General features: G+C 50.6%; 15 protein-coding genes. 2 read left to right on the top strand and 13 right to left on the bottom strand.

Annotation, left to right across the window (positions count from 1 at the left end):
• Nucleotides 1-122 precede the first annotated feature (122 nt).
• Nucleotides 123-2,243 (top strand): glutamine synthetase III, encoded by a 2,121-nt coding sequence (locus CRO08_RS01250; RefSeq protein ID WP_097034744.1) that lies wholly within the window; start codon nt 123-125, stop codon nt 2,241-2,243.
• A gap of 105 nt (nt 2,244-2,348) precedes the next feature.
• Here CRO08_RS01250 and feoB read toward each other — a convergent pair whose 3' ends face one another.
• Genes feoB through CRO08_RS01235 form a run of 3 tightly spaced genes read right to left on the bottom strand, consistent with a single transcriptional unit; the run spans nt 2,349 to nt 5,352 of the window.
• Nucleotides 2,349-4,676, bottom strand: coding sequence for a Fe(2+) transporter permease subunit FeoB (gene feoB / locus CRO08_RS01245; RefSeq protein WP_097034743.1), 2,328 nt, complete (start codon nt 4,674-4,676; stop codon nt 2,349-2,351).
• On the bottom strand, nt 4,676-4,915 hold the full coding sequence (locus CRO08_RS01240; RefSeq protein ID WP_072799394.1) for a FeoA family protein: 240 nt from the start codon (nt 4,913-4,915) through the stop codon (nt 4,676-4,678). The genes feoB and CRO08_RS01240 overlap by 1 nt, the downstream gene beginning before the upstream one ends.
• An 11-nt stretch (nt 4,916-4,926) precedes the next feature.
• On the bottom strand, nt 4,927-5,352 hold the full coding sequence (locus CRO08_RS01235) for a metal-dependent transcriptional regulator (protein WP_097034742.1): 426 nt from the start codon (nt 5,350-5,352) through the stop codon (nt 4,927-4,929).
• Between the two features lie 233 nt (nt 5,353-5,585).
• On the opposite strand from CRO08_RS01235, the gene CRO08_RS01230 reads away from it, so the two are divergent.
• Entirely contained in the window at nt 5,586-6,263 is a 678-nt protein-coding gene (locus CRO08_RS01230; protein ID WP_141398185.1) for a DUF3800 domain-containing protein, read from the top strand.
• An 82-nt stretch (nt 6,264-6,345) separates the two neighbouring features.
• Here CRO08_RS01230 and CRO08_RS01225 read toward each other — a convergent pair whose 3' ends face one another.
• The 10 genes from CRO08_RS01225 to CRO08_RS01180 form a co-directional block, all read right to left on the bottom strand.
• Nucleotides 6,346-7,023 carry a fibrobacter succinogenes major paralogous domain-containing protein gene (locus tag CRO08_RS01225; protein ID WP_255252195.1) on the bottom strand — a complete coding sequence of 226 codons (678 nt, stop codon included), beginning with the start codon at nt 7,021-7,023 and terminating at the stop codon, nt 6,346-6,348.
• Nucleotides 7,024-7,256: 233 nt separating this feature from the next.
• Entirely contained in the window at nt 7,257-8,978 is a 1,722-nt protein-coding gene (locus CRO08_RS01220; RefSeq protein ID WP_097034739.1) for a hypothetical protein, read from the bottom strand.
• 12 nt (nt 8,979-8,990) lie between these two features.
• Nucleotides 8,991-9,293: a hypothetical protein gene (locus CRO08_RS01215; protein WP_097034738.1), complete on the bottom strand. Its 303-nt coding sequence runs from the start codon at nt 9,291-9,293 to the stop codon at nt 8,991-8,993.
• 45 nt (nt 9,294-9,338) lie between these two features.
• Complete coding sequence (locus CRO08_RS01210) at nt 9,339-10,127, bottom strand: FISUMP domain-containing protein (RefSeq protein WP_255252194.1); 789 nt, start codon at nt 10,125-10,127, stop codon at nt 9,339-9,341.
• Nucleotides 10,069-11,244: an FISUMP domain-containing protein gene (locus CRO08_RS01205; RefSeq protein ID WP_176495017.1), complete on the bottom strand. Its 1,176-nt coding sequence runs from the start codon at nt 11,242-11,244 to the stop codon at nt 10,069-10,071. Before CRO08_RS01205 ends, CRO08_RS01210 begins: the two co-directional genes overlap by 59 nt.
• A gap of 753 nt (nt 11,245-11,997) precedes the next feature.
• Entirely contained in the window at nt 11,998-12,201 is a 204-nt protein-coding gene (locus CRO08_RS01200; RefSeq protein ID WP_097034735.1) for a DUF3791 domain-containing protein, read from the bottom strand.
• On the bottom strand, nt 12,198-12,437 hold the full coding sequence (locus CRO08_RS01195) for a hypothetical protein (RefSeq protein ID WP_097034734.1): 240 nt from the start codon (nt 12,435-12,437) through the stop codon (nt 12,198-12,200). The genes CRO08_RS01200 and CRO08_RS01195 overlap by 4 nt, the downstream gene beginning before the upstream one ends.
• Nucleotide 12,438: 1 nt before the next feature.
• Nucleotides 12,439-12,942 carry a DUF3990 domain-containing protein gene (locus CRO08_RS01190; RefSeq protein WP_097034733.1) on the bottom strand — a complete coding sequence of 168 codons (504 nt, stop codon included), beginning with the start codon at nt 12,940-12,942 and terminating at the stop codon, nt 12,439-12,441.
• Nucleotides 12,943-13,056: 114 nt separating this feature from the next.
• Nucleotides 13,057-13,326 carry a hypothetical protein gene (locus CRO08_RS01185; protein ID WP_141398184.1) on the bottom strand — a complete coding sequence of 90 codons (270 nt, stop codon included), beginning with the start codon at nt 13,324-13,326 and terminating at the stop codon, nt 13,057-13,059.
• Nucleotides 13,327-13,382: 56 nt separating this feature from the next.
• Nucleotides 13,383-14,231, bottom strand: coding sequence for an IS3 family transposase (locus tag CRO08_RS01180; RefSeq protein WP_176495013.1), 849 nt, complete (start codon nt 14,229-14,231; stop codon nt 13,383-13,385).
• Nucleotides 14,232-14,237 lie beyond the last annotated feature (6 nt).

The raw sequence follows: 14,237 nt of genomic DNA, 5'->3' as shown, positions 1-14,237 counted from the left end.
GAAAGTCATCAATTTCTGTAACCGGTCTGCTTTTTGGGTTTTTGCAGAATTTCGCCATTTTCACTTTTGGCACACATTTTGCAATAGGGTCTCCGAAAAAATTTCAAACTAGGAGACTCACAATGAGCAACGAATACAGGCTGAAGGCCATCAAGGAAATCGCGAGCGAAGCCGCGGGCGCAAACATGCCCGCAGCACCCGCAAGTCTCGACTTTTACGGCGAGGACGTCTTTAACGCGGAGGCCATGCGCGCCTACCTGCCCAAGGACATCTGCAAGAAACTGTTCGCCACCATCGACGAGGGCGCACCGCTTGACGCGAGCATCGCGAACGAAGTCGCACACGCCATGAAGAAGTGGGCAATCGACCGGGGTGCCACCCACTTCACGCACTGGTTCCAGCCGCTCACCGGTTCTACCGCCGAAAAGCACGACTCCTTCCTGGAACCCGAAAACGGCAAGGCCATCATGGCCTTCAGCGGCAAGAACCTGATCGTGGGCGAACCGGACGCGTCCAGTTTCCCGAGCGGCGGCCTGCGTTCCACCTTCGAAGCCCGCGGCTACACCGCCTGGGACCCGACCTCGCCCGCATTCATCAAGCGTCACGGTAACGGCGCCACGCTCTGCATTCCGACTGCATTCTGTAGCTACACCGGCGAAGCCTTGGACAAGAAGACTCCGCTGCTCCGCTCCATTCAGGCCCTGCAGAAGTCCGCCGATCGCCTCATGGGCATGTTCGGCGTTGCCCAGCAGAAGGTCACCGTCACTCTCGGTGCCGAACAGGAATACTTCCTGATTGACAAGCGTTTCTACCTGCAGCGCCCCGACCTGTACCAGGCCGGCCGAACGCTGTTCGGTGCAGCTCCGGCAAAGCACCAGCAGATGGAAGACCATTACTTTGGTAGCATTCCTGCCCGCATCTTGAACTTCATGAACGACGTGGAAAAGGAACTCTGGAAGCTCGGCATTCCGGCCAAGACCCGCCACAACGAAGTCGCTCCGGCACAGTTCGAACTTGCCCCGATGTTCGAGGAAGTGAACCTCGCCTGCGACCACAACATGCAGATTATGGAAGTGCTCCGCCAGGTCGCCGACCGTCATGGCCTCGTGTGCCTGCTGCACGAAAAGCCGTTTGCTGGCATCAACGGCTCCGGCAAGCATAACAACTGGTCGGTGAACTACGGCAAGACGAACCTCTTGAACCCGGGCAAGGACCCGCACCAGAACGCCATCTTCCTCACTACGCTCTGCGCGGTGATTTACGCCGTGGATACTCACGCCGACCTGCTCCGCATGGCAGTTTCGGGTGCCGGCAACGACCACCGTCTCGGTGCCAACGAGGCTCCTCCGGCAATCATCTCCATGTACCTCGGCGACCAGCTTGCCGACGTCATCGACCAGCTTGAAAAGGGCGACCCCAAGTCCAGCAAGCAGGCTGGCGTCATGAAGCTCGGTTCCGACACGCTGCCGCCTCTCCCGCGCGACGCGACCGACCGTAACCGTACTTCTCCGTTCGCCTTCACCGGCAACAAGTTCGAATTCCGCGCTCCGGGCTCCAGCCAGAGCTGCTCCGAACCCAACGTCATCTTGAACACGATTGTTGCCGAAGCATTCGACATCATCGCAGACAAGCTCGAAAAGGTTCCGGCTGACAAGTTCCACGAAGAACTGCAGTCCTTGCTGCAGAAGATCGTGAAGGAACACAAGCGCGTTATCTTCAACGGCAACGGCTACACCGACGAGTGGGTGGAAGAAGCGGCCAAGCGTGGCCTCCCCAACACCCGCACCACCATGGAAGCGCTCCAGGCCCTGAACAAGGCGGAAAACGTCGCCCTCTTCGAAAAGTACGGCGTGTTCAACAAGCGCGAACTGGAATCCCGCTACGAGGTGAACCTGGAAGAATACCACAAGAAGATTCACATCGAAGGAAAGATTTCCGACGACATCGCGAAGAACGTCATCTTGCCGCAGGTGCTCTGCGCCTACAGTGCGGCCCTCAAGACCAACGCCATGGCCAAGGAACAGGGCTTTGCCGCGGTGGATTCCTACGCACAGGAACTCGGTGAAGGCTACAAGGCTCTCGCCTCTGCAATCGAGCGCATGGAAAAGGCCCTGGGCGAAAAGCACGAGAACATCCTCGAAGCGATGGCGGATCTCCGCGTGCAGGTGGACAAGCTCGAAAAGGTTATCCCCGACGAGAAGTGGCCCCTGCCGAAGTATCGCGAGATGTTGTTTATTTACTAATCCCCTTCACAAGCACACTCCTCCTTATTGCTCAATAGACACAAGGCCGTGCGTCCACAAGGCGCACGGTCTTTCCTTTTTACAATAAACTTCTAGAGAACAGCGTTAGTCGAATACCTTCTTCTTGCGCTGGTCACGGCCAATCAGCACGAGGCTCACGACCACACCGGCGAGAAGCACGAGTGAAGTCACGATTAATGCGACGGAATGCCCGCAGGTCACCTGGAAGAACAGTACCGAGAGACTCCAGCCGATAACCGTCTGAAGCACCATCATGAGCGTCCCGTAAAAACGCCCGAGTTCGCGGAAGGCGGTTCCCATGGCGGCGAGGCATGGCACATAGAGCAAGATGAACAGCAGGTAAGCCAGCACCTGGAAGCGACCGAGGTTGAAATGTGCCTGCATCGTCTTGTACGCACCTTCGTTTCCGGCACTTTCGGATTCATCGATCGCATCCTTGACGCCCAGCGGGTTCGCAATCGAGGTAAAGACTTCTACCAAATTCGCCGGGACACTCACGAGAGCATCTTTCACGGTAGATTTTAGGCTAAATGACGACTCAGGTCCCTGAGCCTGTCGAAGGGCCTCGTTCTCGTCTGGAGCTGCGCCGGCCTCCCCCTCGTCGCCCGTGCCCTCGATAGCATACAGCGAATTGAGCGTTCCGACAATCGCCTCTTTCGCAAAAAGCCCCGTAAAGAGCGCGACAGATGCAGGCCAGTTATCGCGTTCGACACCGAAGGGTTCAAACACCGGCGTAATCACCGTGCCCACGGCGCTCAGCACCGACTTTTCGTTGTTGTCGTTGCCGAAACTACCATCTGTGCCGACGGAGCCCATAAAGCCAAGCACCGTCACCATAATGAGCACGACCTTGCCCGCGCGGAAAACGAATTCCTTGAGGCGGAGCCATGCGTGGCGGAAAAGGTTGCGCACCTTGGGCAAATGGTAAGGCGGCAGTTCCATAATGAACGTCGATTCCTTGCCCATGAAAACCGTATGGCGCAAGAGCAGGCCGTAAATCAACGCAATCACGACGCCTGTCAGGTAAATTCCGAACACGAGCGTCCCCGCGCTTTCACCGAAGAACGCCGCACCGAACAGCGCATACACCGGGAGGCGTGCGCCACAACTCATGAACGGCACCAGGAACAAGGTCAAAAAGCGTTCGCGCTTGTTTTCGAGCGTACGCGTGCCCATGAGCGCCGGCACCGAGCAGCCGAAGCCCACGATCATCGGCACGAACGCCTTGCCCGGGAGCCCGAGAAACCGCATAAAGCGATCCGCTACGAACGCCGCACGCGACATATAGCCGGAATCTTCAAGGAACGAAAGACAAAGAAACATGAAGAAGATGACCGGAATGAATGTTGACACCGTCTGGATGCCCGTACCGATGCCGTTCGCCAACAGCGCCACGACAACGCCCGGCGCGCCAATCTTCGTCAACAGTTCCGTCATGCCTTCCACGAAAATGCCACCGAACAAAATGTCGAAGAAATCAATAAACGCGCTACCGACCTTCACCGCAAACCAGAACACCAGATACATGGCGACTAGGAAAAGCGGTATTCCCAGAATGCGGTTCAAGAAGAGCTTGTCGAGCTTGTCAGTTCGCGTGCGCTTGGTAGTGTTGTCGCGGATGACCGCCTTTGCGATGTCGCGGGCATAGGAGTAGCGGGAATCAGCCAGCGCAAATTCCACCTCTTCGCCCAAGTCCTCCTCAATCTTGTCATGCGGGATTTCGACACCAAGTTCGTCGGCAAGTTCCAAAACTCGCCCGCTATGCTCCAGGTACTGCACCGCTGTCCAGCGGGGGCTTGCGCCAAGCTTGTCGGCAACGGGCTTGAGCGGCACCGCAATTTCTTCAATCAACTTTTCAAGGACCTCGGAATGCTTGACCGCCTTCGGGAGCGGAAGCTCGCGGCTGTTATGCAGCAGCTTGTGCAAGTCGTTCACAAAACCTTCGCAGCTCTTGGGCGAAACCGCCGTGAGGCCAATCGCCGTCACGCCGAGGATTTCTTCGAGCTTGTGCAGGTCCACATGGATGCCGCGACTCGCCGCGATGTCCATCATGTTCACTGCCAAGACCATCGGCACGCCCTTTTCCATCAGCTGGCTCGTGAGGAACAGGTTGCGTTCCAGGTTCGTGGCATCCAGGATGTTCACCACCAAGTCCGCCTCGCCCTTAAGCAGGTAATCGAGAGCGGCGCGTTCGTCTTCGGAGTTCGCGAACAGCGCATAGATGCCCGGCAAGTCCACCACGCGAATCGTGTGGTTGTCGAGCTTGAACTGGCCTTCCTTCTTTTCGACAGTCACGCCCGGCCAGTTGCCCACAATCTGGTTCGAGCCGGTCAGCGAGTTAAAGAGCGCAGTCTTTCCGCAGTTCGGGTTGCCCGCAATCGCAATCGTAAAAATCTCTTTCTCGATAGGCATCAGACTCTCCTCAACTTGAGCACATTGGCTTCTTGTTTACGGAGCGAAAGCCTGTACGAAAGCACGCTCACCTCGACCGGGTCGCCGAGCGGGGCCACCTGCAAAACCTGCAGCACTACGCCACGCACAAGCCCCATCGACAAAAGTTTGGACTTGTACTGAGAATCACCCGTGTTGTATCCAATAATTTCGGCCTTGTCGCCTTTTTTAAGTTCCGAAAACTTCGGTTCGTTATTCATACACCAACGATTTACTTTTTCGTAGATTTAGCGGTCTTCGACTTTTTGGCCGTCGCACCCGTACTAGGGGCATTCACGAACTCCTCGATTTTCTCGAGAGTCTCCGCCGAAAGAATGTGTTCCATGCAGCAGGCGTCCTTGTCGGCAATCGCCTCGGACACGCCGAGCTTTATCAGGAAACTCTTCAGCAGAATGTGACGGTTCAGAATCTGGGACGCCACAAGCGCACCTTCCGAAGTAAGTTCGATGCCGCTGTAAGGCTCCTGCGTCACAAGGCCGAGTTTCTTGAGTTCGATTACCGCCTTGGCAACCGACGGCATCTTGACCTTGAGCGCCGCCGCAATGTCGCGAACACGGGCAATCCCGTTCGCAAGGCGCAGCATGTGCACCATTTCCAAGTAGTCTTCAAGGCTCTGACTTAACTTTACTTGTTCCATAGGACGGCTCCGATTAGACGAAAAACACTCCTTATATATTAGTCAACGCTAAATTTAGAAAGCCTTGGCTAATTAGTAAAGGCTAAACTCTGGGAAATGGGGGTAAAAAAGGGGGTGAAACGACTTGACTTTTTTCCTAAAAAACACTATATTAGTATTATCGGGCTGGTCGAAAGACCCAGGTCCATCTATTGGCGAGGAAGTTCCTCGCTTTTTTTATGGAGGGAAGCATTTTGAAGGAATTAAGTGTTTTCATAGATGAGTCGGGGGATTTTGGCGATTACAGTTTTCATTCCCCGTTTTACATCATAACAATGGTGTTTCATAATCAGGATGCCGATATTCAGGAAAAAGTCCATCATCTTGATACAGAATTGTCATTTCTGGGACTTAACAACCTCTGCATTCACACTGGTCCAATTATCCGCAAGGAAGAAATCTATAAAGATATGGACATTGTTAACCGGCGGCGTATTTTCAACAAAATGATGGCCTTTATCCGTTCAATTGACGTTAAATACAAATGTTTTTACATCGAAAAGAAGCACATCGAAGATTCTGTAGAAGCGACAGGTAAACTTTCGAAGCAGATATCTTCGTTTATAAGGGCTCATTACGATGAATTTCTTGCTTTTGATGATGTCAAGATTTACTATGACAACGGACAGGTCGAAGTGAGCAGGCTTTTGTCATCTGTATTTAACGCACTCCTGCCGAATCCGATTTTCCGAAAAGTGATGCCAGCCGATTACAAGTTGTTCCAAGTCGCAGACTTTATTTGCACCATGGAACTTGTAAGCCTAAAGCTTGAAAACAGTCTTTTTTCGAAATCAGAAATGACCTTCTTTGGCAATAGACGCGATTTGAAACAGAACTACCTAAAGGCGTTAAAAAAGAAGGAATGGAATTAATCTGCCAATCTCGGTTGGTCGGATATTGCGCGCCTTGCTCACGGACTTGGGCTAGCACAATGACTCGTTTGCCGCCTTGTTGCTAGTCAGAGTCCTTGAGGCAACGGACAGAGAACGCACGACTCTTACCGTCGGTGAGTAGATGCGCACCATCACGGCCACGGATATAGTCAAAATCCATAAAATATGCATATTCACTACTGTACCCCGTAGAACTCCAGATGCCTGTGCCATCGCCTGCGAAGTTGAAATCACCACCATTGTCCCTCATACCTGCAGGGAGCGCCGAGAACCCGAATGCATCAGTACCATTACCTTCTTTATTCCAGCCCACCTTAGACTTTAAAATTTTGCCCGCAATAGAAGTGTCTCCGACTACAGTGAACATGGCATTCCACTCATCTTTACTAGGCAAATGCCACCCTTCTGGGCACACTCCGCGCACAGGATATGTCGGCGAACATGACCTCCTATAACCGCAGACTTTGCCATTCGTACTCCATGTTCCCGCACTGTCCATTGCTGCCGCCCAAGTATAAAGACGACCGTACTTAGTGCAGTTTTCCGTTTCATCATTGTAGCAATAACTAGCCGTAGTTTCGTAGTTGAGGTTTTCCGCCATCCACACCTGATTGCCAATCTTCACAGTTTTGTAAATCTGGCCATCGCGATTATCCAATAATTCACCATACTCGCAGTTATCCTCCGTTTCGGTCTTACATGGTTTTGCAGGGTCACTACTGCTAAATCTAGAATCCATGCCCGACGAGGATCTCACGGAACTACTGGAGAACGATTCTATTCTCTGGCTACTAATAAAAAATCCAGCATTCAGACTACCGCTCGGATCCTGTTCATTCGGAGCCATAGTCGTACTTGAGTCACCGCAGCCAGTGAATTGCAAAATGGCATTCAAAACCGCCAATCAAAGTATTTTTTGGGGAAGGTTCTTCGCAAGCATCGCCACCTCTCCTTTTTAATGTCACCTAAATCCTATTTTTCAAGCCGGGTCCCTTTCCAGTCGACCCACTCGGGATAGAGAATTTCTTTCACATCGGCCTCGGTTCCTTCGCCAAACACATCAGGGATGCCACCGCAATAGGCACGAACCCTATCCTTGCCGAAAACAGCAACCGCATTAATAATCGCTTTCACACCACGACCAATAGCCTCGCTGGTATACCGATACTTTTCTACAACCTTCATCATCTCGTCACCCTGAATCCAGCGTTTGTCACCCAAGTGACCAACAACCACTGTACAGAAGGCTTCATCTTCAGTTCCCTTACGGCTCCTGATGGCTTCCGAAAAAGCCTCCTGCCAAAGGACATCATCTGGCGGAAGCTGATAGCCGAACAGCACAATATGGCGAGCCTTGCGGAGTAGCACTCGCGATTCGCGCTGCACTTCGTCCAAGAATGACGTTGGTATTCCCTTGATCATCGTCTGCATAATCATCGGGGCATTGCTTGCAATAGTTTGCTCACCACAACTGATGCATTCAAGGGAATCATAGCGTAGCCGTTTTTTCCATTCCTTCTCCTTTTCTGTCCGATTAAAATCGTTATTTTCGAACAAGGGAACCGGAAACGGTGGATTTGCGTGTATGGAGTTATCTCCCCACTCGTCACCCAGATAATACATCATGCGCCCGCACGAAGGGCACTCACGCCAGTTGCAGCAGCCATGCGCAAAGAAGAACGAACCTATCCGTCCCACAGGCGAGCCTGGACTGCAGCACTCGTTTGCCCGAAATACAGAAGTTTCGTCCTGCGAATAGGAGAACCTACCCGTAGAACGGTCACGGGAAACCGCAGAAATCTTCCGGCTCTTGCTCGGCACGCCAAAATCAAGCCACTGTTCCATTTTCTGCGAAGTTTCTGGAAGATAGAACCCAGCATGGTTCACCCTGCGGTTTGCATTGAAAAGCAACCAGAGAAAGACAATCTCGAAATTGAGCGTAATAATAGAAGTCGATTGTCTGTAGAATGCGGGACTTGTCCTGTCATACCTGCTAGCAAAACGGCCGCCCTCCTTCTGCATCATGCGGGCGAGACAGTCCATAAAGCGGACATATTTCTGGAACTGTTCAGCGCGTTTCCCCTTGGAAAGCCCATACCAGGCATTGGCGAAAATGATATTCGTGAACAGGACCAGACAGTTACGCGCCTTCGGAAGACGGTTCGGTTCAATGAGAACAACATTGCCGTTCTTTCCACGCACCTTTATCCCCTGCTTGTCACGGAGCTTCATGTCTATCATGGTATAGACATCGCGGATAAGGTTGTCTTCTCCCTCGTCATGGGGGCATACCGGTATTATCTGTTTCAGCGCATTCCAGTCGTATTCACGACGAAGTTCCATAATACGGCTGCGCAAGGTCCTTTCGTCAACATTTTCTCCGAACACTATACGACCATTCGCCATGTCATCTTCGTCAACGACATTCCAATCCTTTTCCAAGTCGTCACCTAGGAACCGGATGAATGCGGCCATGATTTCAAGATTGCGACCCTCAAAAGCGGGAGTCATCCCAAAAATCCGTTTCGGCCGGGAATCGGCAAGAATATCTTCCAGCCGAACATTTGGCTCATTGCTAGAAAAAGCACGAAAAATCTTTGTCTGAAGGTCGCTCTGCGGCATGCCCAGCTGGGCTGTCGCACCGGCACCTATAAACAAAACCGTTTCCGGGAAGGATGGATTGGAGGAGCGCATAGATTAAATTGATTAAGCAAGAATTTTAGCCAATTTGACGGTATCATTTTCTATTTCAAGTTCGACTTTTTTGTTATTGCAAGCGGCATCACGGAGGAAATCAACTAATTTGCCATCCAATTTGTAATTTTCATATTGTTCTCTCAAACAGAATCTACCATCGCTTTTTGCACTTTTATTGCCGTCCCATTCCAGCAAAAGATTCATGTCCGTTCCTTCTTTCTTGAAGGTGTATCCCTCGCACCCTTTAATCTCTATAGTTCCAGAGGAAGAAATTTTAGTGATAGTAGATTGAATGATGAACTTTGTAGTCATAGTTGATTCCTTTTTTTGTTTTGAAATTTAAACGGTATAGAGTCTTTACTCGGCGGAGTCCAGAAGGCAACGGACAGAATGCGCACGTTTCTTAGTTTCACGGTAAAAGTACACACCGTGGTATGTATCCCTATCGGGATAGTAGTACAACGTCATGTAGTGCGCTTCATTAATATCCGCAGTAGAACTCCAGAAGTACGCTTCACTGCCCTCTCTGGAGTAATCTCTCTTACTTCCCATCCTTATACCAGCAGGGAGTACCGAGAATCCGAATAAATCTGTTCCAACGTCTCCATTAGACCAGCCAGAGGTGGACTGAAGTGCAGTAACAGCAATCGGCCCACCGCCAACAGCCTCAATCAAGATTTTCCATTCGGCCAGACTAGGCAGGTGACTACCACTCGGGCATGCCACTGTCGCAGCATCCCATGTGTAAAGGTGACCATATTTCTCGCAATATTCTGCAGAATCGTTGTAGCAAAAACTAGAGTCAACCTCGTAATTCAAATTTTCCGCCATCCACACTTGGTCGCCAATCTTTACAGTCTTGTAGGTCTGACCATCGCGATTGTCCACCAATTCACCATACACGCAATTGTCTTCCGTTCCATTTTTACAAGGTTTTACCGCCACGCCAGTATCATTAAGACAACGAACCGAGAGGGCGTACTTCCGATTAGGGAATTCTATAGTGCACTCTTCCCTACTCGAAATTCTCATAGCGAAAGCAGTGTTGACAGTGGTGTCAGTGGCACTCCAAAAAAACGCAGAACCTCTATGAAATTCGTAAGGCCACCCCCCCCCAATAGCCAGCAGGAACTGCAGAGAAGCCATACATATCCGTATCCTTGCTGCCACTGGTACCGATACTAGGAGTGGGCCAAGACCAACCGGAAGTGAATTTGAGTCTTTTAGCAGCAATCGATAAGCCACCGACTGTAGCAATCAGCACATTCCATTCGTCTTTTGTGGGCAGATGCCAGCCGGCTGGACACACATAACGCGCGTAATCCCATTTATAAAATCTTCCACCCTTGGCGCAATTAATTTCTTTATTGTCATAACAGAAACTGGAATCCATTTTGAAATTGAGGTTTTCCGCCATCCAAATCTGCTTCCCGATTGTTACCGTCCTGTAGGTTTGACCGTCGCGGGAGTCCGTCAATGTTCCGTATTGTACCTCGCTAGACGAGGACTTTATGGAGCTGCTACTGATTATTGAGTTTTGCACAGATGCATCGTCCTGAACACAACGAACAGAGGCATCCCAGTCTTTTGCAATGATGCATGAATGATCGTTTGGGATACCCTTGATGTCTACACAATAGCCATCTACCTCGGAGGCACTCCAGAAAAAAGTAGCAGTTTCTCCGTAAAAATTACCTCTGGTGGACTGCCGCAAGCCGGCAGGAAGCGCAGAAAAACCATAGGCATCCGAGCCATTATTATCCCAACCGGACATAGACTTTAACACCTTGGTGCCGATTTTTTTTACCCCAACCGCATCAAACAAAACATTCCATTCCGTCGAGTCGGGCAAGTGCCAGCCTTCGGGACAAACGCCCCGGATTTTTCCCGACGGCAACGAGCAGATATACCCATAACCACATTCCGCCTCCGATTTGCCTACCGCCGCCGCCCACGAATAAAGTCTTCCATACTTGGAGCAATAGCTTTCTTCATTATTGTAACAGAAGCTGGAGTCCACTTTGTAGTTCAAGTTCTCCGCCATCCAGGTCTGCGTACCAATTTTAACAGTCTTGTAGGTCTGACCATCTCTATTGTCCACCAATTTACCATACTCGCAGTTGTCTCCCGTTTCGGTCTTACAAGGTGCCACTAACGGAACAAATTCGCTACTGGATAATGAAGAGGACGATTCTATATTCTGGCTACTAATAAAAAATCCAGCATTCAGACTACCGCTCGATTCCTGTTCATTCGGAGCCATAGTCGTACTTGAGTCTCCGCAGGCTGCCAGGAGAAGGGTGAAAGAGATTGTTACGCACACCTTCAGCAAGTTCGTAACGACACATGTGAATTCCGCTGTTTTATTCCAAGCCATGACTGCCTCCGTTCAAACTTCCGGAGCTCGCCCTTGCCAGCAAGGATTCGTGCCGATTTCGAGAATACAAAAAGGGCGCAGGTCATTGCATTTACCTACACGGGGCTCTAGACTTGCCTCAACACGATAAACGCAAACGACCCACGCCCCAAACGGGCTGTTGCTTTTGGTCAGATACGACCAAAGACCGACTAAAAGCCGGTATAGCAAACCGAGGCGCGCCGCATAAACGGCGCACCTGCGTGAGCGTTCGCCTTGTCCTCGTGTTTTGAAATTGTCTAGATTTCGTGTAGAAGACAAGAGCAAAAACTCTTTTTACCCTCTAAAAATAACTTATAAGCCCCTATTCCGCAACAAAAATTTACACGAAAAAGCGTTTTGAAGCACGAAATTTGCGTAAAATCACCATTTTCCTATGGGTGCGGGATAGTCCAATTTGGAGTACGCCCCCTCCCCAACCCTTAACGAACTAATCATTTTTGCTTAAATTTCGGCAATTTCACAAAATCATACCGAATGGAAATGCAGAATCACACCGATTGGAAATACAAAATCAGACCGAATGGATAGCGATTCCGCCACTCTTGCTTTTACCAAATCTGCACTTTTTTATGAGATTTGGTAATAGAGTATCAATTTTTAAGCAGAGCGGTTCGCGATGAACTTATCGATATCCTGAACGCAATAGCCAAAACCAGTCGTATGCAAGGCATCGTAATGGCGTACCAGATAATCCATCACACCGAACTTCTTGAAAAGTTCAATTGCATCGCGACCGGTTATTTTATGCCGGAACTTATACTCCTCAAGGCAGCAAATGCCGAATTCCATTTCAACACTCATGCTTCCTCCGGGTAAACAATTTTGCCGGTCGTGACTTCCTGATGCCAAAGCTCCGCCAAGGCTAGCGGGCTCAGGTGCCAAAGTTTCGTCCGTTCGCGTTCCAAGTCGCTATAGAGCCGCGACACATACAACGAATGCAGGGCGGAAAATTCATCCATGCCATATTGCTTGCAGATGGTCTCGACAACCATCGGCACAAGCATCTGCAAAGTCGCCTTGAATTCTTCGTCGGGCATATCAAACCTTTACCTGAAAGGAACGATCAAAAGATAGATATTCAATGGCCGCCATGGTTTTAAACACCAGCTGATTGTACAATTTTTTCACGCGCAAACGCTCAATAGTATCCTGCTTACTGAGAATGCCGTTCTGGTAGGCGATAAATGTCTTGAAAATGGTATCATTTGCAACGGGTCCATAAATAAAATCGTACGGCGAATCCTGTATTTTCCCGGAACGGTTATCGCTGACAAAATCAAGCCATTCCTCGGTCGGGCTATCGAACCAGAGCCCCCGCTTAGTCGCTTTTAGAGCATCTAGATCGATGTTATAAACGGAAACGACCGCGTTGGACGAATGTTCCCGCTCGGCCACCTTTGAAGCAAAATTTCTCGCCTGTTCTATATTCAAGGTCGTGTAAAAACCTGCACCAAAATCAAGTGCATGCGTTGACTGGCGAAGTTCGGGGGTTTTGACTTCGACATTGCTTCCGTGATAAAGAACAGTTTCATTTGATGGCATAGCGCTAATCTATATATTTGAGATTAAAATGTCAATAGCGCTATTTGTGGCATAGCATAAAGAAAAAGAGCCGCGGCAATTGCCGCAGCCCCTTTTGAGCATTCTATGAAGTAACTAGAAGCTGAACACGGTTTCGAGACCGAAATGCAGTGCGGTATCGTCCTCGTTGTCCTGCACGGGGATATCCACCATGCCAAACGCCGTGATTTCGAGGTTTTCAACCGGCGTAATGTAGGCGCGGGCACCGACATTGAACGTAGCGGCAGTATCATCGTCGTCATCCAGCGTGTTGGTGTGGTATTCCACAGGAATGCCGAACTTGATGAATTCAGCCAATGGATTTGTAGTTTTTTTAATAGTGGGTTCATGAACGACCATATTCATTACCGGTTAAGTTAAAATATATCCTTTTTTCTTGTTAAGTGGTATACCCTTGTGGTCTAGGCAGCCTGTTTTGACAGCCTATATTCCACCGGTGTCATGTAACCGAGCGAACTATGGAGCCGTTTCCGGTTGTAGAACAGCTCGATGTACCTGAAAACGGCCTCCCGCACGTCTTCGATGTCCTTGAAGTCTCGCCTGTAGGCCATCTCCTTCTTGAAGCTTGCGAAGAAGCTTTCCATGCAGGCGTTGTCGTAGGGGCAGCCCGGGGCGCTCATCGAGGGCGTTATCCCATTCTCCGAGAGCATCGTGCGGTAGCCCATGCTGCTGTACTGCACGCCACGGTCGGAATGGAAGATTAGTCCGTCGTGATGGCCGCGTTGCATGATGGCATTGGACAACGCGCGCTTGACAAGTTCCGTGTCGATGTTCTTGCTCACGGCATAACCCACCGCCTCCTTGTTGCATAGGTCAAGTACCACGGCAAGGTACACCCAGCCAAGCGTAGTCTTGACGTAGGTGATGTCGCCGGCCCAGACGGCGTTCAGACTGTCGGGATCGAACTTCCGCTGCACCAGGTTCTCGCTGTACATGGAGTCACATTTGCCCTTGCGGTAGGGTTTCCATTTCTTGAGCGTGACCGGATAGAGACCGTTCTCGCGCATGATGCGGCGCAGTTTCCACACCTTTACCTCGTCACCCTTGTCATGGAGTGCCGCCTGCATCTTCGGGCAACCGTACACGCGGTGGTTTTCTTCGAAGGTGTCGCGGACCTTCTGGACAAGCCGTTCTTCGCGGGCCTTCTTCTCGGCACGTTTTTCCTGCTGGCGCGACCACTGGTAGTAGGAACACTGCGGTATTCCTAGGGCTCTGCACATCTTCCTGACTGAGTATTTCTTGCGGTTCACGTGTAT

Origin of the sequence: Fibrobacter sp. UWT3, assembly GCF_900230125.1 — a bacterium.
Taxonomy (GTDB): domain Bacteria; phylum Fibrobacterota; class Fibrobacteria; order Fibrobacterales; family Fibrobacteraceae; genus Fibrobacter.
Note: the sequence above shows the minus strand (reverse complement) of the source record. Positions and strands in the feature narration are given on the sequence as shown.